Raw genomic sequence first — 18,936 nt, 5'->3', positions numbered from 1 at the left:
TATAATAAAAGATGAGTGAATTTTCGCTCATCTTTTATTTGTATAGGAGGAATTAGAGTTGTTAAAGGGAATCAATCATCTTTGTTTTTCAGTGTCTAATTTAGAAAAATCTATTATATTTTACGAAAAAGTACTAGAAGGAGAATTATTAGTTAAAGGGAGAAAACTTGCGTATTTTCATATATGTGGGGTATGGGTAGCACTTAATGAAGAAACACATATTCCGAGAAATGAGATTCATCAATCTTATACGCATATTGCGTTTTCAGTTGAACAGAAAGACTTTGAACGCCTACTGCAACGATTAGAAGAAAACGATGTTCATATTTTACAAGGAAGAGAACGCGATGTAAGGGATTGTAAGTCCATATATTTTGTTGATCCTGACGGCCACAAATTTGAGTTTCATTCAGGGACATTGCAAGACCGACTTAATTATTATAGGGAAGATAAACCTCATATGACATTTTACTAAGGAGGGGGAAGAAGTTGCATGCGCTAGTAATTGGTGGAACAGGGATGCTAAAGAGAGTTTCTATGTGGCTTTGTGAGCAAGGATTTCATGTTTCTATTATTGGACGAGATGAAGTGAAATTAGAAAATGTTAAGCGAGAGAGTGCTGCGCCAGAAAGTATCACATGTCTTCCGTTAGATTATCATAATGATGACGATGTAAAGCTAGCTATTAAAAGCACAATTGTGCAGAATGGCCCAATAACATTAGTTGTCGCATGGGTACACGCAAGTGCGAAGGATACGTTGTCATTCATTTGTAGAGAATTGGATTTGTCGTCTGAAACATACAACGTTTTTCATATTTTAGGTAGTAAAGCGTCGCGTATACCCGCACAAAAAATAGGTGGTACGCGATGTAGCTACCATAGAATAATATTAGGTTTTATATTAGAAGATACATACGGGAGATGGCTTACCCATGAAGAAATATCGGATGGGGTAATAAAAGGAATTGAGAGTAAATGTGATGAATGGATTGTAGGACGAGTAGAACCGTGGGAATTGCGGCCAACATGGTAAGGGGGGAATGAGAAATGAAGACAACTGTATATGTAACAAGGCACGGTGAGACGGAATGGAATGTAGCGAAACGAATGCAAGGACGGAAAAATTCTGCTTTAACTGAAAATGGTATGTTACAAGCAAAGCAATTAGGAGACCGAATGAAAGATTTATCTATCCATGCGATCTATAGTAGTCCGAGTGAAAGAACCCTTCATACTGCAGAGTTAATAAAGGGCGATCGTGATATACCGATAATAGCGGATGAGCATTTTTATGAAATTAACATGGGTGAATGGGAAGGACAGACAATCGATGATATAGAAAGGCAATATCCAGAGGAAATACAATTGTTTTGGTATGAGCCACATCTTTTTCAGTCAACATCAGGAGAAAATTTTGAGGCCGTTCATAAAAGGGTAATTGAGGGGATACAGCTTCTTTTAGAAAAGCATAAAGGAGAAAGTATATTAATTGTTTCTCATGCGGCAGCGGCAAAATTACTTGTAGGACATTTTGCGGGTATTGAAATAGAAAATGTGTGGGATGATCCATTTATGCATAGTGCTAGTCTAAGTATAATAGAATTTGAAGAAGATAAAGGTGAAGTGAAGCAATTTGCAGATATAAGTCATTTTCAATGAACGTAAAAAAGGCCGCAAAACGGCCTTTTTTTGTAGGCATAAAAACTAGCAATTACGTTTTTTATACCAGAAGTGATCGAATTTCTTGTTTTTGCAAGATGGGAATTTATGTCCGCCTTTGCAATCATTCCATTTGTGTCCATTATCGTGACAGTCTCTGCCATGATCACATGAATCATCGCATGAGTGACCGTCTCTATGCGGGAAGAATTCGCACTTTTTACAGAAGCTTCGTTTTGTCCAGAAAAATTTCTTTTCAAAGCGTATGCATTTTGTAACGAACGTACAATGTTTCCTACGCGTCACTTTCGTAACTAAAACGCATTCTTTTCTACGCGTTACTTTCGTAACAAACGTCCATTTTTGAACGCGTACACGAGTGCATTTCGTAACAAATGTCCATTTTTTTACATGCGTACATTTTGTAACGAACGTACAATGTTTCACACGAGTACATCTTGTTCTTGGACATTTACCCCCAGTTGTACATTTACATCCTGTTGTACATCGATGATGAGAGAATTTATCATCATCGCACTCAAAAGCACTTGGATCTTGATGTAAAAAATCCTCCATCCCAGCACTTTTGATTTCTTCAACCGCTTTTCTAATATCACGTTTCATAGAAATCCTCCTTATCATGTATTAAGTTGAAAAGGTATTCTTTTTCCTTAACATGATATGAGATATGAAGTCTTTCTGAACAGGACAAGAGTGTAATTTTATATAAATAGATGATAGCGGATGTATGGACAAGGCAAGGTGCATACATTGAATGAAGAGAACTGAGAAGGGATGAGAAAATATGCTACCTTCATATGATTTTTTTATTCATCCAATGAACCTAGTGGAATTGAAAAAAGAAATTTGGTCAGACAGTCCAGTGCCAGCAAAATTAACTTATGGAAAAAAGAAGTATGACATTGATATCGTATACCGGGGGGCTCATATTCGTGAGTTTGAGAAAAAGTCTTATCATGTTATGTTTTATAAACCGAAAAAATTTCAAGGTGCGAAAGAAATTCATTTAAATTCTGAGTTTATGGATCCGTCTCTCATACGAAACAAATTATCTTTAGACTTTTTTCATGATATTGGTGTACTTTCACCAAAATCACAACATGTGTTTATAAAAATTAATGGTCAAATTCAAGGTGTATATTTACAGTTAGAATCAGTTGATGAAAACTTTTTGAAAAATAGAGGATTACCGAGTGGTTCTATTTATTATGCGATAGATGATGATGCGAATTTTTCTTTAATGAGTGAGAGAGATAAAGATGTTAAGACCGAGCTATTTGCGGGTTATGAATTTAAATATTCGAATGAAAATAGTGAAGAACAATTGAGTGAATTTGTATTCCAAGCGAATACTTTGTCGAGGGAATCTTATGAAAAAGAAATTGGGAAGTTTTTGCATGTTGATAAATATTTACGATGGTTAGCTGGCGTTATTTTCACACAAAACTTTGATGGTTTCGTTCATAACTATGCACTATATCATAACGATGAAACGAATTTATTTGAAGTGATACCGTGGGATTATGATGCGACTTGGGGGCGAGATGTCCAAGGGAGACCACTTAATCATGAATATATTCGTATTCAAGGTTATAACACGTTAAGTGCAAGATTGTTAGATATACCTGTATTTAGAAAACAATACCGAAGTATTTTGGAAGAAATATTAGAAGAACAATTTACCGTTTCATTTATGATGCCGAAAGTAGAAGGTTTGTGTGAGTCGATTCGTCCTTATTTACTACAAGATCCATATATGAAAGAAAAATTAGAAACATTTGATCAAGAAGCTAATATGATTGAGGAATATATAAATAAAAGAAGAAAGTATATACAAGATCATTTACATGAATTGGATTAATTTTGAAGGAGATTGGAACATTATCAATCTCTTTTTTTGTATAATAAAGAGGTATCAATGGAATTGACGTAATATTTACTTAATAATGAATGGGGATGTGGAAACATGAAGGTAAAATGGATTGATTGGGTAAAACAAATACAATCTATAGCTCAAGCGGGTTTAACGTATTCTAAGGATGTGTATGATATAGAGCGTTTCCAACAATTACGGGATATTTCCATTTCGATGATGTCACATTACACAAAGACAGATTGGGAAGTTGTAGAGAAGTTATTTGCAAGTGAGACAGGCTATCAAACACCAAAAATTGATATAAGAGCAGTTGTTTTTCAAAATGAAAAGTTATTATTTGTGAAAGAAAAAAGCGATGGGAAATGGGCATTGCCAGGTGGATGGGCTGACATCGGTTATACGCCGACAGAAGTAGCAGCAAAAGAAGTTTTAGAAGAGACAGGTTATGAAGTTGATCATTTTAAGCTACTCGCTATATTTGATAAAGAAAAACATCAACCTTCGCCTTCAGCAACACACGTATATAAAATTTTTATTGGCTGTAAGATTATTGGTGGTGAAAAGAAAATTAGTATTGAAACAGAAGATGTGGAGTTTTTTGGTGAGAATGAATTGCCTAATTTATCGATTGCTAGAAATACAGAAGAGCAAATTAAAGAAATGTTTGCCTACATGAAAGAACCACTGAAAGAAATAGTAATAGATTAATAATGTTTATGCCGATGATATTGTTGGAATGAAGATATTGGCAGAATGCAACCTTTATGTAATAATGGGATGGTATGTGAAGAAAAAAGGAGATAGAAAATAAAATGTTAGCAAGCATAATAGATCAGTTATTGCAATTTTTTGCAAGCTTAGGTTACTTTGGAGTAGCGCTAGCTTTAATGATTGAAATTATCCCGAGTGAAATTGTACTTTCGTATGCTGGCTTTTTAGTCGCAGATGGTAAAATTAGCTTTGTCGGTGCAGTTATTGCTGGAACAATCGGTGGTACTTTAGCTCAAATCTTTTTATATTGGCTTGGATACTATGGAGGACGTCCAGTTGTAGAGAAATATGGAAAATATCTACTTATTAATAAACACCATTTAGACATAGCAGAAAATTGGTTTAAGCGTTACGGAGCAGGAGTAATCTTTTCTGCACGCTTTATCCCAGTCGTACGTCATGCAATCTCTATTCCAGCAGGACTAGCTAAAATGCCATTAAAACTATTTACACTGTATACAGTAGTTGCGATTATTCCATGGTCAATACTATTTATATACTTAGGTGAAAAGCTTGGTGGAAATTGGCGACATATTAAAGAGTATGCATCTGATTACACACATTACATAATTATAGGAGCTGTTCTCTTTGTTGCCTTATATTTTGGTTTAAAGTATTTCAAAAAGAAAAAAGCAGCGCGTTAAAGTCAATGATTTTTCATTGGCTTTTTTTATTTGTTTCGGTTCTAAAGAAAAGGAGTTGTCCATAATGTGTAATAATAAAGCGTAGCGGAGGAATGTGATGAAAGGGTCACCGTTTATACGTGGAACGATATTTTTAACGATGGCAACGATGATATCAAAAATGTTAGGGTTTATATATGTTATACCATTTACAGCAATGGTCGGTACGAGTGGATATGTTTTATACACGTATGCATATCGTCCATATACGATTATGCTCAGCATTGCGACGATGGGACTACCACTTGCAGTTTCAAAAATGGTATCAAAATATGATCAACTGAATGATTATCATACGGTTAAGAGAGTGTTGAAAAGTGGAATCGTGTTTATGTTTATAATGGGAATTATTTCGTGTTTTGCTTTATATATGCTAGCTCCACATTTGGCTAAACTTGTAATCGATGGAAATGATCAAACGGGGAATAGTGTAGGGGCAGTCACTACTAATATTCGAATTGTGAGTTTTGCGTTAATACTTGTGCCAGTAATGAGTTTATTAAGGGGTTTCTTTCAAGGATTCCAATCGATGGGGCCTTCTGCTTTAAGTGTAGTTGTAGAACAATTTTTTCGGGTCTTAACTATTTTAATAGGAAGTTTTGTCGTTTTATATATTTTAAAAGCTTCTGTCTCGTTGGCTGTTGGTATTTCAACGTTTGGTGCCTTTATGGGAGCGATAGGTGGATTAACAGTTTTAAGTGCGTATTACATAAGAAGGAGAAAGCACTTAAAGAAAAAAGAGATGGCAAGTATACCGCAAACAACGAAATCTTTTTTCTCACTGTATAAGGAGCTCTTTACATATTCAATACCGTTTGTTGTGGTAGGTTTAGCAATTCCGTTGTATCAGACGATTGATACATTTACAATTAATAAACTACTTATACAAATAGGGTATATGCAAGGAGAAGCGGAGAAGATTAATGCAATAATTGGTCTTGTCCAGATGGTTGTACTTATCCCGGTTTCCGTTGCGACCGCTTTTAGTATGTCTCTCGTACCTGAGATGACAAAAGCATATACAGCAGGGAATGTGAAGTTACTGTACAAACATTTTACGAGGACGAATGCATTAGTAGTAGGTATTACGGTGCCAGCGGCAATTGGAATGATGGTGTTAGCAAAACCAGTATATACGCTTTTATTTGGTGCCGGAAATGATCCAGAGATGGGGAGAGTTATATTACAGTATTATGCTCCTGCCTGTATACTATTTTCGCTTTTTACAGTAACAGCTGCGATGTTACAAGGAATTAATCAACAACAGAAAACAGTGCTAGGATTAGGTATTGGCATTATTGTGAAGATATTTTTAAATATTGTGCTGCTTCCGTATTTCGATTATGTAAGTTTTATTATTTCAACATACGCTGGTTATACGATTTCAGTTGGCTTTAACTTGTGGATGCTTTCTAAATATGTTATAAAGGCAACATAAGCTTTTAAGGCAGAGAGCACTCTGTCTTTTTCTTTGTTTAGAATATTTTTCTTATAAAAACGTTTTCAAAATAATTTTTCTATTGAAATTTAAACGTATGTTTCATATGCTGAGAATGGCGGTTCAAAAACTGTTATGTAAGAGAGGTAGATTCCTACATGTAAAAAGAATCGGGGTGATAGTATGTTAAATATTTATTTAACAGACCGAAACGGAAAACTACAAGAGGTTGAGGAAATGCAAAAGGGTTGCTGGATTAATGTACTTCATCCAACGGAAGAAGAAATTCAATATCTAGTACAAACTTTAAATGTAGACTTAGATTTCATTAAAGACCCTTTGGATGATGAAGAACGCTCTCGTATTGAAAAGGAAGATAATAATACTTTAATTATCGTGGATATTCCAACAGTTAGACATGATGAAGAAGGAAATTCGATTTATGACACGATTCCAATAGGTATGATTGTAATGCCAGATTGTTTTGTTACAATTTGCTTAGAAGAAAACCCAATTTTTGAACGTTTTATTAATCAACGTATTAAAGAATTTTATACGTTTAAAAAGACACGCTTTGCACTTCAGCTCTTATATACGATTTCTACTTATTATTTAAGATACTTAAAGCAAATTAACAGAAAAACAATCGATTTAGAGCATCAATTAAATAAGTCGATGAAAAATAAAGAGATTTTCACATTGCTAGGCCTTGAAAAAAGTTTAGTTTACTTTACAACATCATTAAAGGCGAATAAAATTGTAATTCAAAAATTAATGCGTAACAGTACATTTTTAAAAATGTATGAAGACGATCAAGATTTATTAGAAGATGTATTAATTGAAAATAAACAGGCTATTGAAATGGCGGAAATATATAGTCACATTTTAAGTGGAATGATGAATACTTTTAGCTCCGTTATATCAAATAATTTAAATAGTGTTATGAAACTGTTAACGTCTATTACAATCATTTTATCGTTACCAACGATGGTTTCTAGTTTCTTTGGAATGAACGTAAAGGTTCCGTTTGAAGGGGAAGCACATGGTTTTGTAATTGTACTCATCATATGTGTAACACTATCTTTCACATTAGCATTTGTTTTTTGGAAGAAACGTTACTTTTAACGAGAAGAAAGCTGCTCTAGCATAGTTGTGTAACTGCGCTAGAGCAGCTTTTTTGCTATGAAATCCCAAATTTTGAATAGAATATAACTTATAAAATGTAATGTATATGAAAGGGTTGAATTCCGTATAAGTCTTGTCCAATTCATAAAATGAGGTTAAAATTACATATTGTTAATGAAAAGTTGGAGGAAATACATCATGGAATTGTTTCAATTACCGAAAGCATTCCTGCAAATGAATACAATTTTTATCTCCATATTGATCGAAGCACTTCCTTTTGTGCTCATTGGTGTATTTATTTCAGGATTCATTCAAATGTTTGTAACAGAAGATATGGTAGCAAAATGGATGCCGAAAAACCGTTTCCTGTCTGTTTTAATGGCTACTTTTTTAGGTATGATGTTTCCGGGCTGTGAATGTGGAATCGTTCCGATTGTAAGGCGATTAATCGGAAAAGGGGTTCCGCCATATGCCGGGATTGCATTTATGTTAACTGGACCAATTATTAATCCAGTCGTATTATTTGCAACATACGTTGCCTTTGGAAGTAGTATGCACATGGTATGGTATCGTTCTATCGTAGCGATTATCGTAGCAATTATCGTTGGAATTATATTATCATTTATGTTTAAAGAACATCAATTACGAGATGATCACTTCCCAGAAGTGAATCATAAGCGTCCATTACGTAAAAAAATGTGGGATGTATGTACGCATGCTGTTGAGGAATTTTTCTCGATGGGAAAATATTTAGTATTAGGTGCGTTAATTGCAGCGGCAGTTCAAACGTTCGTACAAACTTCAACACTTCTTGCTATAGGACAAGGGCCGTTCTCTTCACCAGCTGTTATGATGGGACTTGCTTACATTTTATCACTGTGTTCAGAAGCGGATGCGTTTATTGCTTCGTCATTCCAAAGTACTTTTTCAACAGCATCACTGGTCGCGTTCCTCGTATATGGACCGATGGTGGATATTAAAAATATGTTTATGATGCTTGCGACGTTTAAAACGAAATTTGTAATTGTCGTTACTGTTACAGTTACACTTGTTGTTTATGCAAGCTCACTACTCATTTATGCGATGGGGTGGTAGGTTATGTTTCGAGCATATATATTATTAGGTTTTACAATCTTAATCGCGCAGCTTCATATTTCCGGTAATATTACGAAGTATATCAATATGAAGTATGCCTATTTATCAACAACAGCAGCTATTATTTTAGGTTTTTTAACGATCGTTCAAATTATTATCGTATTCCAAAAAGAACACCAAAAAGAAAAAGAACAGCACAATTGTGGGTGTGATCATAGTCATTGTGGGCACGACCATTCAAAAGATGAAAATACATGGTGGAAACGAACATTTTCTTATACTTTGTTCTGTTTCCCAATTATTTCAGGATTATTTTTCCCGATTGCGACACTAGATTCGGATATTGTAAAAGCAAAGGGATTTCATTTTCCAGTAGCACAGGCGGAAAGTAAAGATCCATTTATGACAAGGCAATTCCTAAGACCAGACACGAGTATTTATTATGGAAAAGAAGGATACCGTGGTGTAATGGAAAAAGGGAAGAAAGAGTTTGTTACGAAAGACAATATTGCTTTAAAAGATGAGGATTTCTTAAAAGGAATGGAAACAATTTATAATTATCCTGGCGAGTTTACTGGGAAAAAGTTATCTTTTAAAGGGTTTGTTTTCAAAGATGATTCTTCTAAAAAAGAACAATATTTCTTATTCCGTTTTGGTATTATACATTGTGTAGCGGATTCTGGTGTATATGGTATGTTAGTGAAAAAGCCAGAAGGTGTAGAATGGAAAAACGATGATTGGATTCAAATAGAGGGAGAAATTTCTACTGAATTTTATCAACCGTTCCATGCAAATATCCCTGTTTTAGAAGTAACGAAATGGAATAAAGTTGAACAGCCGAAAGAACAATATGTATTTAGAGGAGCCGATTGATAACATCGGTTCTTTTTTATAGACTAAAAGTTCGGAATGTTGTTAATATTAAATGTGTAGTTCATTTAGTATAGTGATGGTTGAAATATCAGGGATAAATAATTAAAAGGGTGATAACAATGACTGAAGTAAAGGGAAAAACAGCAAATGAATCCAGAGTGTTTAAAACGAGCCGAGTATTTCCAACAGATTTAAATGATCACAATACGCTATTTGGTGGAAAGATATTAGCCGAGATGGATATGGTTGCTTCTATTTCAGCAACAAGGCATGCAAGAAAAGAATGTGTCACAGCATCTATGGATTGGGTAGATTTCTTACATCCTGTTCGCTCTTCAGATTGTGTTAGTTATGAATCCTTTGTAATTTGGACGGGTAGAACTTCTATGGAAGTGTTTGTGAAGGTAGTAGCGGAAGATTTAATTTCAGGTGAGAAGCGTATCGCAGCAACGTCTTTTGTTACTTTTGTTGCACTTAGTAAGGAAAATAATCCAGTTCCTGTGCCGCGAGTAATCCCTGAAACAGAAGAAGAGAAAGAATTACATCGTATTGCAGTGTTACGTGCAGAACAACGTCATATACGTAAGGCAGAGAGTAAGAAAGTAGCCACATTACTAACTTTTTGAGTTGAATATGTAGTCGTTAAAGGTATTATAACAGACCGAAGTGTTTTTTATATGAAAAGCGGACACCTAAAAATAGGTGTCCGCTTTTATAGTTTTTTCATCCACATATCATATGACGATAACTACTTAGCAGAAGCAAGCAGCACCGACGATGATTAAGAGGATAAATAATACGACTAATAGCGCGAATCCATTACCATGTGCGAAGCCCATTGTTATTTCCTCCTTTTATTTTAAGATACAACATACTATATGCAAATGAGCTATTGTTTGATATGGACATATATCATGTAATGACATATTTTCTTGAATGATAATGTATTAAAAAAGGGAAGATATAGAAATAACAGTAAGTGGAGAAAGGAAAATATCCATGAAGCACTTTTTCGCTGTAATCCTTTGTTTAATAGGTGTATTCATATGGATGAACATCGATGTGGAAATGGGGAAAAAAATGGCTAGTGAATATGAATTAGGACAAATTCGATTAGGTGAATTTCAACTATATACGAACGGTGAAGAGTTATATAAGAAATTATTTGAGGATATACATAATGCAGAAAAGTACATATATGTCCATTTTTACATTGTAGGTAAAGATGAAATAAGCCAAGAGTTTTTGCAGTTACTCAAGAAAAAGGCATCGAGCGGAGTAGAAGTGAAATTGTCAGTCGATCGAATAGGTGGATATAAGCTGAAGAAGAAAATAATTCGTCAACTAAAAAGAAATGGTGTTCAGTTTACGTTTAGTAAAAAGCTTAAACTGAAAAATATATTCTATTCGTTGCATCAACGGAATCATAGACGCATCGTTACGATAGATGGAAAAGTATCATATATCGGCGGCTTTAACATCGGAAAGGAGTATCTTGGACAAGATCCGAAATTTGGTCCGTGGCGTGATTATCATGTACGAGTCAATGGGAATGGTGCCACGGATATGGAAAGAAAATTTGCTGATGATTGGAAAGAAGATACAGGAGAAAAAATGCCTGTACATGAAAGCTTACCTGCGATAGGGAATGTAAAATATCAATATTTATTTTCAGATGGAAAAGGGTTATGGGAAAAATATGGAGCGCTTTTAAAGCAGGCTAAAAAGTATTTAATTATTGCTACACCATATTTTGTACCAAGTAAAGAAATGATGAAAGAGTTAAAAGATGCATTAAACCGCGGTGTCAATGTGAAAATTCTCGTACCATTTAAAAGTGATGCGGTATTGTTGAAACAAGCTGCCTATCCGCATTTGAAAGAGATGAAACATGCTGGAGCAGAAATTTATCAATATCGGAATGGTTTTTTTCACGGGAAAGTAACAATCATTGATGGAGAGATTGTTGATATAGGTACAGCGAATTTTGATAATAGAAGTTTTTATTTAAATTGTGAATCTAACTGTGTCATATATGATAAAACAGTTGTTGCTGATGTATGGAACCGATTAAAAGAAGACTTTCATAAATCAAAAAGATTTTCAGAAGAAGATTTTGAGAAAATTAGTAAATGGGATTGGTTTTTAGCAAGAATAGCAAATGTTATAGCATCATATTTATAGTATATAGACAAAAGAGATGGGAGGCACTTTCATGGATTGTATGAAAGAATTAATGAGGTATAGTTATATGCTTATATATAAGGTTGGGGAGTATACAGGAGAGGTAAGAGACGAAGAATTAAAGGAGCTATTACAGCATCATTTACCATATATGTTGCAAGCATATAATGAACAAGTTAATTTTCAAGAAGGAGAGAATGTACAGCAAATAACTTGTGAACCAATTTCATTTCATTTTCATGAAATGGAAAAGGAAACTAATAGTAAGTATACAGGGGATATTTATATTGCAACTTGCTATATTTCGCATTTAAAACGGCTAGCATTAAAGTTTGCTCAAGTGGCAGTTGAAGTTGCAAATCCAGAATTCCGTTCATTTTTAGAAAATTGCTTCTTGAAAATGAACCGTTATGCCTATAGTGTATGGCAATATGTTGTGAAGAAAGAGTATAAGATTGAACATGTATATGAAAATGAGAAGTTTGCATAAGAAACTAAGGTGGAAAGATAGGCGCCTTAGTTTTTTTTCATGGAGAAAAAAGACTAAGTGTCTATGTTTATTATCAGAAAATTTACAAATATTTACCGTTTATTTACTATTTTTCAATCTTTCCTTTAAAAATAGAGAGTAATATGGGGTTGTACATATTCTATCACAAGGAGGAAACGCAAATGAACAAATGGGTTAAATCAATAACTGCTATGGCACTTGCAAGTTCTTTATTAATGGTAGGTTGTAGTAAAGATGAGGACAAGAAGAAAGAAGACGGTACAACAACACAACAAGAGGACAAAAAGGATAAAGAAACAAGCAAAACTGAGAAGTCTACAGATTCTAAAGAAAAGAAATAAAGTAATAATAGAGCTTCCTCTTATACATGAGGAAGCTTTTTTGTTGTAAATTGATTAAGATTATTGAAAAATAGAGAAAGAGGGAAAGAAAGAGAGAAAGAGAGAAAGAGGGGATAACAAATGAAAGTATGTATATTGGGAGCAACAGGTCGAGTAGGTTCAAAAATTATAAAATTGGCATTAAAAGATTCAGCTGAAGTGACTGCGTTAGCGCGTGATTTAAATAGAATAGAAATAAATCATGAAAGGTTACGAGTTATAGAAGGTAATGTACTGAATGAAAATGATATAAAGAACGCGATAGAAGGAAGCGATATAGTAATTAGTGCACTTGGAACTGATCAAAATGGAACGTTAGCGAAGAGTATGCCACAAATTATAAAGCAAATGGAAGAAGAAGGGGTTTATAAGATTATTACAATAGGAACAGCAGGTATTTTACAAGCAAGGACAAATCTAAATTTATATCGTTTTCAATCAACGGAATCAAAAAGGAAAACGACAACAGCAGCAGAAGATCATTTAGCTGCATACAAGATACTTAGTAGTAGTAATTTATGTTGGACAGTCGTTTGTCCGACGCATTTAATAGACGGTGATGTGACAGGGGTATATCGAGCTGAAAAAGATGTATTACCAGAAGGAGGAGCAAAAATAACAGTTGGTGATACAGCGCAATTTACGTGGAATCTGTGCAGTAAAAACAAATATGAGAATAGTCGAGTAGGTATTTCATATTAAAAAACCATCCCGAAAATGGGATGGTTAAAAGATAATATAACATACAAATATGATAATCATAATGATTTGGAGAATGGCTTTCGCTACTGTACTGCTTAAAAAACCAACTACAGTAGCAACTCCTACTAGAAAAGCGTCTTTTGGCGCTTTTTTATGCATTAGTTCTGTTATAAATACCGATAAGAACGGGATGATAATAAGACCAAATGGTGGGAAGAAGAACGATCCGACAATGATTGAAATCATCCCGACACGCTCGCCCCATTTAGAACTCCCGTATTTCTTTAAGAAATATCCATTTGCAATAAAATCAGCAACGAAAATGAATAGTGTGAAAATGACTTGAATAATCCAAAAGGAAGTTGTTAGTTCTCCGCCATTTATGCCAAAATGATAAATTAAATATCCAGCCCAGACAGCAAGGATTCCTGGGATTATAGGATAAATAAAGGCGAGAAATGAAACAATGAAACAGGCAATGATACAGATTGTTAATAATACTGTCACTTTATAACTCCTTCTTCGTGTCTAATTTATGTACCGCAATTTTTTTCACTTGATGTCCATCAAGTTCTAGTGCTTTAAATTGAAAACCAGCAAATTCAATAGAATAACCAGCCTCAATATTTAAGTCAACTGCTTGAGAGAGTAGCCAGCCGCCAATTGTATCTAAATCACTATCATCAATATGTAGGCCAAACATATCATTTACTTCAGAAATGAGCACCTTCCCATCTAAAACAGTAAGCTTCGGCGTGCGTTTTTCAATCATAGGTGATTCATCCGCATCGAACTCATCTTGAATTTCTCCAATAATCTCTTCAAGAATATCTTCCATTGTTAAGAGTCCAGCAGTACCACCGTATTCATCCATAACGATTGCCATCTGAACACGATTTTTTTGTAGATGTACTAACGTTTTGCGAATTGGAACGGTTTCAAATACAGTTAGTACTGGATGTATGTATGATTCAAGCGGCTTATGAATGCCCTTCGTTTGATCGTGAAATACTTCTTTCGTATTGATCATACCGATAATATCATCTTTATCTTTTTCGATAATAGGATAGCGTGTATACTTTTCAGTTGCGACGATATCCATATTTTCTTCTAACGTATTTTCAGTAGATAAGCAAATCATTTCTGTACGAGGGACCATAATTTCTTTCGCGACCCGGTCGTCAAATTCAAAAATATTATTTACATATTTATATTCGGTTTGGTTTATTTCGCCGCTTTTGAAACTTTCACCTAAAATGAGTCTTAATTCCTCTTCAGAATGGGCAAGTTCATTTTCTTTCGCAGGCTCTAAACCGAGTAGTTTTGTGAAAAAGATAGCTGTACTATTAAGTAGCCAAATAAATGGATACATAATTTTATCAAATAAAATAAGTGGTCGTGCAAACTTAAGTGTGATTGCTTCTGCCCTTTGAATTGCGAAAGACTTTGGAACTAATTCACCTAATACAACATGGAAAAATGTAATAACACTAAAAGCGATAATAAAGGATAAAGTATTCGCCATTGTTCCAGTAATATTAATCTTTTCAAAGAGCGGTCGTAGTAAATGTTCCACAGTCGGTTCACCAAGCCAACCAAGCCCTAAAGAAGTAATCGTAATCCCGAGCTGACAAGCTGATAAATAAACATCTAAATTAGATATGACACTTCTTGCAGCTAAAGCTTGTTTATTGCCTTCATTTGCAAGCTGGTCAATTCGACTTTTTCGTACTTTTACAACAGCGAATTCTGATGCAACGAAAAAGCCGGAAATAAGGATAAGTACAAAGATGAGAAAAATATTTAATATGTCCAAGTGTGTTCTCTATTCCGTAGTTTGGAATAAAGATGTCACCTCCTGCAATTATGTTATACTTTTATAATAAATCCAAACGAAAAGAATAGTCAAAGAAAAAGGGTAAATATTGGTATGTTTCTGCAATAGTTTTTGAATTTGCTATTATTTTGTCCGCTATACAAAAGGAATAACCCCCTACTTTCAGATTCTAGAGGGCTATTTCAAATTAAGGTTTTGGAATACTTCTCGTTAAAGCGTATGATTGTTGTTTAAAGTGGTTTGTTGTCCATAGTGTTTGAAGGAATGAGAGTATGCAATACGGGATATACAAAAGCAATAAGCTAATTGTAACAATAATAGGTGCATTTCCGCCGAATTGAACGATAAATTGCAATAGTCCGCTTGCGTGAAAAACGCATTCCATAAAAATGAATGAAAGAATAATGGAACCTAGAATAGATTTATGATTCGAAGTAAGCGCCAAAAACAATGTGTCTACAAGGAAAGAAGATTGTTTTATTTCATATTCATTTGTGTTACTTAAGAAAGGAATCCATTTTTTTATTGCTTGCATAACGATAATCATGGAAGTGCTACAAACGATGATAAAAGATGAGTAGTAAGGAAGCTTTATAAATTTTGTGATGTATAGGAGTAGTAGTAGGACTGAGCATTGTAATAATACAGTACAAAAAGAGTAAGGAATCCATTTTAATAAAGAAGTGAACTTTTTAACCGAATGAGGTGCTTTAAAAAATAAATGGCCGATTCCTAAACTGATGAAGAATCCGATCGCAAGAGTAAAGGTAAAACGAACAATCGATAAAAAATATATTTCCCATATGTAAGGGAATAACGGTGTAGAATGATTAGAAGTATGTACCGACTGATTTGCTGAGAAAAAGATAGATTCGTGCATCCAATCAATTTTTGGAATTGTCATAGAAGAAAGTTGTGCGAAGTTATGAAAAATGCTTATAAAGCCAGTTAAGTATGTGTATTTATGTGTAATGAATAATGCTGGAATAGGACTAATAATAAATATAATGAGAACACCAACTATAAATTTACATATATGTGAGCGCAATAAAGACATGTAATCACCTACTCTTAGAATATTCAGAAAATTCTTATTCTTATTTTAGCTTTTTTCAGTGTAAGTTACAATATATTTTTCTTAAAGAAATTTAGAGAGAATGTTTGAGGTTGTATGAGATAAGTGAATGAATCATGAATAAATTATGACAAGAAAATGAATAATTTTCAGAAAAATAAAATAAATCATTTATTTTTTTCTGAAAATATAATATAGTTATGGCACAGAAAGTATTTTAACATAAGGAGGCTGTTTATGAGGATTAAAGGGAATTATGTGCCGAAAAGGGAAGTTTTCTTTTGCTCAAGTTCAATTACAATAGGGGAAGCACTGGAGCATTTAAATAAAACTGGCTATCGTTGTGTACCAGTTTTAGATGGAAAAAAAGAGAAATATTTAGGTAATATATATAAAGTAGATATTTTAGAATATAAAGGTTCGCTGGAAGAGAGTGTGTTACAATTATTAAACGATAAAGAAGGATATGTCAGAGAAGATTCTTCGTTCTTTAAAGTATTTTTTACAATAAAAAAATTACCTTATTTATCAGTAGTGGATGAAAAAGGAATCTTTCTTGGAATTTTAACGCATAAAAAAGTTTTTGAGTTATTAGAAGATGCTTGGGGCGTTCATTCTAGTAAATATTCTGTCATGATTGGGACACAAGATTATAATGGGGCCATTCAAAAATTATCGACAGTGTTAAAAAAATATACAGGTATCCAAAGTTTAATGACTTTTGATAATGATGCCTTATTAGTTCGTAGAATTATGTTTACATTAGGAGAAGAGTTTAACGACGGTGAATTAGAGATGTTATTGAAAGATTTAGAAGATCACGGATTTAGAGTTGTCTATGTGGAAGAGATGAATAATCCACGTGAAGTTGAAACGATAGACTAACATGCAAAAGCCATCTAATTATGTTGGATGGCTTTTGTTATGTTACGTGCATAAAGTTATTTGAAAATAATGATAGGGTAAAAGGTGAGGGTGTAAAAATATTTGTGTAAAAGAATAAAAAAATGTAGATAATTTTGATTTTCAAAAAAATCAATTTGAAAATATGTTTTTATTTTTTAAATAAATATGTTACTATATGTGTGATAAAAACAAAGAGGTCTGACAACTACACTCCACGCAATACCACTCTAATGAGTTAAATATTCAAAAAAATCAAAAATCGATAATTAGAGTAAAAATAGGGGGAATGGAGAAATTATGGAGAAAGACACTGCTTTGTAAGGGGCATATTTTATCAGCTTGAGCAGAGAGGAGGATGCATAGCATATTGTGAAAATACAGATAAACAATGAAAAAGTGCTATGCAAATGAAAAGTATGAAGGGACGTTTAAGGCCAGGTGATACGGTAGCAATAGGTTTAATGTTATTTGCACTATTTTTAGGAGCAGGAAATTTAATTTTCCCACCAGTTTTAGGGCAACAAGCTGGAGAGAATGTTTGGGTTGCTACAATTGGATTCCTTGTAACGGGAGTCGGATTACCCCTATTAGCTGTAACAGCTGTCGCGTTTGTAGAGGGGGACTTGAAAGCGCTATCTTCTAGAGTTCACCCTATATTTGCGTTTATTTTCCCATTGATTAGTTATTTAGCGATTGGACCATTTTTCGCGATTCCGCGTACGGGAGCCGTTTCATTTGAAATGGGTATGAAGCCATTTCTATCAGAGGCATTGGTTTCAGAATGGTACATGCTATTTCTATTCACAATAGTTTTCTTCGGAATAACGTGGTATCTATCATTAAATCCATCTAAATTAGTGGATTGGTTCGGAAAATTTCTTACACCATTGTTAGTATTGATTGTTGCTGTTATTGTCGGAAAGGCAATTATTGATCCAATTGGAGAACCAGCTGCGCCGCTAGCGGCATATCAAGAAAATGCTTTCTTTGGTGGATTTATACAAGGATATTTAACGATGGATGCAATTAGTGCTCTCGTATTTGGAATTGTCGTTGTACAAGTTATCCGCTCTAAAGGGATAAAAGAGAGTAGTCAAATTGCAAAAATAACAGTTGTATCAGGTATTATTGCTGTACTTGGTTTAACGTTAATCTATTTATCACTTGCTTATCTTGGTTCAACAAGTACATCACTTGGTGTCTCAGAGAATGGTGGACTTATTTTAACGAATGTTGTAAATGAGTTATATGGAACAAGTGGTAAAATTTTATTAGGGCTTGTTATTATACTAGCTTGTTTAACAACTTCTGTTGGATTAACATCAGCTTGTGCTGGCTTCTTTACAAACTTATTCCCAAAACTTTCGCATAAAACGATTGTAACAATGGTATGTGTGTTTAGTTTAATTGTATCTAACTTAGGTTTAACACAATTAATTGCAGTCACATTACCAGTGTTAATGATCATTTATCCAGTTGCAATTGTATTAATCGTACTTTCTTACTTCCATAAATGGATTGGAAAGCGTAATACCATTTATATTGGAGCTATTTTAGGAGCATTGTTAATTAGTTTCTTTAACGGTTTAGAAAGTGCGAAGATTAAAATTGACGCGATTTCTAACGTACTACAAATGTTACCTTTATATAAAGAAGGAATAGGATGGTTAATCCCATCATGTATCGGCGGGATTCTGGGTTTCTTCTTCTATAAATCAAATGAATCAAGTGAACTACAAAAGAAAGGTGCTTAGGCGCCTTTCTTTTTTTTGAAGGGAATTTTTGTATTATGTCTAAG

At 33.9% G+C, this 18,936-nt stretch carries 22 protein-coding genes; 17 read left to right on the top strand and 5 right to left on the bottom strand.

Annotation, left to right across the window (positions count from 1 at the left end; translation table 11 throughout):
• Positions 1 to 58: 58 nt before the first annotated feature.
• Genes fosB through ACXY7N_RS02815 form a run of 3 tightly spaced genes read left to right on the top strand, consistent with a single transcriptional unit; the run spans position 59 to position 1,661 of the window.
• The gene (gene fosB / locus ACXY7N_RS02825) at positions 59 to 475 is read left to right on the top strand and encodes a FosBx1 family fosfomycin resistance bacillithiol transferase (RefSeq protein ID WP_016088234.1); all 417 of its coding nucleotides are present in this window, start codon (positions 59 to 61) and stop codon (positions 473 to 475) included.
• 14 nt (positions 476 to 489) lie between these two features.
• The gene (locus tag ACXY7N_RS02820) at positions 490 to 1,035 is read left to right on the top strand and encodes a short-chain dehydrogenase (protein ID WP_016088233.1); all 546 of its coding nucleotides are present in this window, start codon (positions 490 to 492) and stop codon (positions 1,033 to 1,035) included.
• A gap of 14 nt (positions 1,036 to 1,049) precedes the next feature.
• A complete protein-coding gene (locus ACXY7N_RS02815) occupies positions 1,050 to 1,661 on the top strand; it encodes a phosphoserine phosphatase 1 (RefSeq protein WP_016088232.1) in 612 nt (203 codons plus the stop codon).
• A 45-nt stretch (positions 1,662 to 1,706) separates the two neighbouring features.
• Here ACXY7N_RS02815 and exsB read toward each other — a convergent pair whose 3' ends face one another.
• Positions 1,707 to 2,285 carry an exosporium protein ExsB gene (gene exsB, locus ACXY7N_RS02810; RefSeq protein WP_016088231.1) on the bottom strand — a complete coding sequence of 193 codons (579 nt, stop codon included), beginning with the start codon at positions 2,283 to 2,285 and terminating at the stop codon, positions 1,707 to 1,709.
• Positions 2,286 to 2,466: 181 nt separating this feature from the next.
• Here exsB and cotH point away from each other — a divergent pair, with 181 nt between their 5' ends.
• The 8 genes from cotH (at position 2,467) to ACXY7N_RS02770 (ending at position 10,169) form a co-directional block, all read left to right on the top strand.
• A complete protein-coding gene (cotH, locus tag ACXY7N_RS02805) occupies positions 2,467 to 3,543 on the top strand; it encodes a spore coat protein CotH (RefSeq protein WP_088083625.1) in 1,077 nt (358 codons plus the stop codon).
• Positions 3,544 to 3,648: 105 nt separating this feature from the next.
• Entirely contained in the window at positions 3,649 to 4,266 is a 618-nt protein-coding gene (locus ACXY7N_RS02800) for an NUDIX hydrolase N-terminal domain-containing protein (protein ID WP_016088229.1), read from the top strand.
• 104 nt (positions 4,267 to 4,370) lie between these two features.
• A complete protein-coding gene (gene uptA / locus ACXY7N_RS02795; protein WP_000881208.1) occupies positions 4,371 to 4,973 on the top strand; it encodes an undecaprenyl phosphate transporter UptA in 603 nt (200 codons plus the stop codon).
• 97 nt (positions 4,974 to 5,070) lie between these two features.
• Positions 5,071 to 6,450: a putative polysaccharide biosynthesis protein gene (locus tag ACXY7N_RS02790; protein WP_088083626.1), complete on the top strand. Its 1,380-nt coding sequence runs from the start codon at positions 5,071 to 5,073 to the stop codon at positions 6,448 to 6,450.
• A 183-nt stretch (positions 6,451 to 6,633) separates the two neighbouring features.
• A complete protein-coding gene (locus ACXY7N_RS02785) occupies positions 6,634 to 7,575 on the top strand; it encodes a magnesium transporter CorA family protein (RefSeq protein WP_000932392.1) in 942 nt (313 codons plus the stop codon).
• Between the two features lie 198 nt (positions 7,576 to 7,773).
• Positions 7,774 to 8,670: a permease gene (locus tag ACXY7N_RS02780; RefSeq protein WP_000418724.1), complete on the top strand. Its 897-nt coding sequence runs from the start codon at positions 7,774 to 7,776 to the stop codon at positions 8,668 to 8,670.
• A 3-nt stretch (positions 8,671 to 8,673) separates the two neighbouring features.
• Positions 8,674 to 9,543: a TIGR03943 family putative permease subunit gene (locus tag ACXY7N_RS02775; RefSeq protein WP_016088225.1), complete on the top strand. Its 870-nt coding sequence runs from the start codon at positions 8,674 to 8,676 to the stop codon at positions 9,541 to 9,543.
• Positions 9,544 to 9,662: 119 nt separating this feature from the next.
• The gene (locus ACXY7N_RS02770) at positions 9,663 to 10,169 is read left to right on the top strand and encodes an acyl-CoA thioesterase (protein WP_000141167.1); all 507 of its coding nucleotides are present in this window, start codon (positions 9,663 to 9,665) and stop codon (positions 10,167 to 10,169) included.
• A gap of 126 nt (positions 10,170 to 10,295) precedes the next feature.
• On the opposite strand, the gene ACXY7N_RS02765 is transcribed toward ACXY7N_RS02770, so the two are convergent.
• Positions 10,296 to 10,382 carry a YjcZ family sporulation protein gene (locus ACXY7N_RS02765; RefSeq protein ID WP_000505094.1) on the bottom strand — a complete coding sequence of 29 codons (87 nt, stop codon included), beginning with the start codon at positions 10,380 to 10,382 and terminating at the stop codon, positions 10,296 to 10,298.
• A gap of 160 nt (positions 10,383 to 10,542) precedes the next feature.
• On the opposite strand from ACXY7N_RS02765, the gene cls reads away from it, so the two are divergent.
• The 4 genes from cls (at position 10,543) to ACXY7N_RS02745 (ending at position 13,320) form a co-directional block, all read left to right on the top strand.
• On the top strand, positions 10,543 to 11,727 hold the full coding sequence (gene cls / locus ACXY7N_RS02760; protein WP_116349068.1) for a cardiolipin synthase: 1,185 nt from the start codon (positions 10,543 to 10,545) through the stop codon (positions 11,725 to 11,727).
• Between the two features lie 31 nt (positions 11,728 to 11,758).
• Positions 11,759 to 12,217 carry a spore coat protein gene (locus ACXY7N_RS02755; protein ID WP_016088223.1) on the top strand — a complete coding sequence of 153 codons (459 nt, stop codon included), beginning with the start codon at positions 11,759 to 11,761 and terminating at the stop codon, positions 12,215 to 12,217.
• A 182-nt stretch (positions 12,218 to 12,399) separates the two neighbouring features.
• Positions 12,400 to 12,579, top strand: a complete 180-nt coding sequence (locus ACXY7N_RS02750) for a hypothetical protein (protein ID WP_016088222.1) — start codon at positions 12,400 to 12,402, stop codon at positions 12,577 to 12,579.
• A gap of 120 nt (positions 12,580 to 12,699) precedes the next feature.
• A complete protein-coding gene (locus ACXY7N_RS02745; protein WP_088083627.1) occupies positions 12,700 to 13,320 on the top strand; it encodes an NAD(P)-dependent oxidoreductase in 621 nt (206 codons plus the stop codon).
• A gap of 24 nt (positions 13,321 to 13,344) precedes the next feature.
• On the opposite strand, the gene ACXY7N_RS02740 is transcribed toward ACXY7N_RS02745, so the two are convergent.
• The 3 genes from ACXY7N_RS02740 to ACXY7N_RS02730 all read right to left on the bottom strand — a co-directional run bounded on the left by ACXY7N_RS02740 (position 13,345) and on the right by ACXY7N_RS02730 (position 16,214).
• Positions 13,345 to 13,827: a DUF456 domain-containing protein gene (locus tag ACXY7N_RS02740; protein ID WP_016088220.1), complete on the bottom strand. Its 483-nt coding sequence runs from the start codon at positions 13,825 to 13,827 to the stop codon at positions 13,345 to 13,347.
• A gap of 1 nt (position 13,828) precedes the next feature.
• A complete protein-coding gene (locus ACXY7N_RS02735) occupies positions 13,829 to 15,136 on the bottom strand; it encodes a hemolysin family protein (RefSeq protein WP_016088219.1) in 1,308 nt (435 codons plus the stop codon).
• Between the two features lie 208 nt (positions 15,137 to 15,344).
• Positions 15,345 to 16,214: a hypothetical protein gene (locus ACXY7N_RS02730; protein ID WP_016088218.1), complete on the bottom strand. Its 870-nt coding sequence runs from the start codon at positions 16,212 to 16,214 to the stop codon at positions 15,345 to 15,347.
• Between the two features lie 255 nt (positions 16,215 to 16,469).
• Here ACXY7N_RS02730 and cbpA point away from each other — a divergent pair, with 255 nt between their 5' ends.
• Both cbpA and brnQ4 read left to right on the top strand, forming a co-directional pair.
• A complete protein-coding gene (gene cbpA, locus ACXY7N_RS02725; protein WP_016088217.1) occupies positions 16,470 to 17,117 on the top strand; it encodes a cyclic di-AMP binding protein CbpA in 648 nt (215 codons plus the stop codon).
• A gap of 437 nt (positions 17,118 to 17,554) precedes the next feature.
• Positions 17,555 to 18,892 carry a branched-chain amino acid transport system II carrier protein BrnQ4 gene (gene brnQ4 / locus ACXY7N_RS02720; protein WP_431153780.1) on the top strand — a complete coding sequence of 446 codons (1,338 nt, stop codon included), beginning with the start codon at positions 17,555 to 17,557 and terminating at the stop codon, positions 18,890 to 18,892.
• The last annotated feature ends 44 nt before the right edge of the window (positions 18,893 to 18,936 follow it).

The sequence above is a fragment of the Bacillus sp. 5w2 genome (genome assembly GCF_054353775.1).
This window is presented reverse-complemented; position numbering and strand designations above follow the sequence as displayed.

What these genes read in the sequence shown, in the direction of transcription:
- ACXY7N_RS02730 (WP_016088218.1), bottom strand. Translation starts at nt 16,214, where the DNA reads ATGTCTTTATTGCGCTCACATATATGTAAATTTATAGTTGGTGTTCTC.
- ACXY7N_RS02815 (WP_016088232.1), top strand. Translation starts at nt 1,050, where the DNA reads ATGAAGACAACTGTATATGTAACAAGGCACGGTGAGACGGAATGGAAT.
- exsB (WP_016088231.1), bottom strand. Translation starts at nt 2,285, where the DNA reads ATGAAACGTGATATTAGAAAAGCGGTTGAAGAAATCAAAAGTGCTGGG.
- uptA (WP_000881208.1), top strand. Translation starts at nt 4,371, where the DNA reads ATGTTAGCAAGCATAATAGATCAGTTATTGCAATTTTTTGCAAGCTTA.
- cotH (WP_088083625.1), top strand. Translation starts at nt 2,467, where the DNA reads ATGCTACCTTCATATGATTTTTTTATTCATCCAATGAACCTAGTGGAA.
- brnQ4 (WP_431153780.1), top strand. Translation starts at nt 17,555, where the DNA reads ATGAAGGGACGTTTAAGGCCAGGTGATACGGTAGCAATAGGTTTAATG.
- ACXY7N_RS02775 (WP_016088225.1), top strand. Translation starts at nt 8,674, where the DNA reads ATGTTTCGAGCATATATATTATTAGGTTTTACAATCTTAATCGCGCAG.
- ACXY7N_RS02765 (WP_000505094.1), bottom strand. Translation starts at nt 10,382, where the DNA reads ATGGGCTTCGCACATGGTAATGGATTCGCGCTATTAGTCGTATTATTT.
- ACXY7N_RS02785 (WP_000932392.1), top strand. Translation starts at nt 6,634, where the DNA reads ATGTTAAATATTTATTTAACAGACCGAAACGGAAAACTACAAGAGGTT.
- cls (WP_116349068.1), top strand. Translation starts at nt 10,543, where the DNA reads ATGAAGCACTTTTTCGCTGTAATCCTTTGTTTAATAGGTGTATTCATA.
- ACXY7N_RS02790 (WP_088083626.1), top strand. Translation starts at nt 5,071, where the DNA reads ATGAAAGGGTCACCGTTTATACGTGGAACGATATTTTTAACGATGGCA.
- ACXY7N_RS02770 (WP_000141167.1), top strand. Translation starts at nt 9,663, where the DNA reads ATGACTGAAGTAAAGGGAAAAACAGCAAATGAATCCAGAGTGTTTAAA.
- ACXY7N_RS02800 (WP_016088229.1), top strand. Translation starts at nt 3,649, where the DNA reads ATGAAGGTAAAATGGATTGATTGGGTAAAACAAATACAATCTATAGCT.
- ACXY7N_RS02745 (WP_088083627.1), top strand. Translation starts at nt 12,700, where the DNA reads ATGAAAGTATGTATATTGGGAGCAACAGGTCGAGTAGGTTCAAAAATT.
- ACXY7N_RS02755 (WP_016088223.1), top strand. Translation starts at nt 11,759, where the DNA reads ATGGATTGTATGAAAGAATTAATGAGGTATAGTTATATGCTTATATAT.
- ACXY7N_RS02750 (WP_016088222.1), top strand. Translation starts at nt 12,400, where the DNA reads ATGAACAAATGGGTTAAATCAATAACTGCTATGGCACTTGCAAGTTCT.
- ACXY7N_RS02780 (WP_000418724.1), top strand. Translation starts at nt 7,774, where the DNA reads ATGGAATTGTTTCAATTACCGAAAGCATTCCTGCAAATGAATACAATT.
- cbpA (WP_016088217.1), top strand. Translation starts at nt 16,470, where the DNA reads ATGAGGATTAAAGGGAATTATGTGCCGAAAAGGGAAGTTTTCTTTTGC.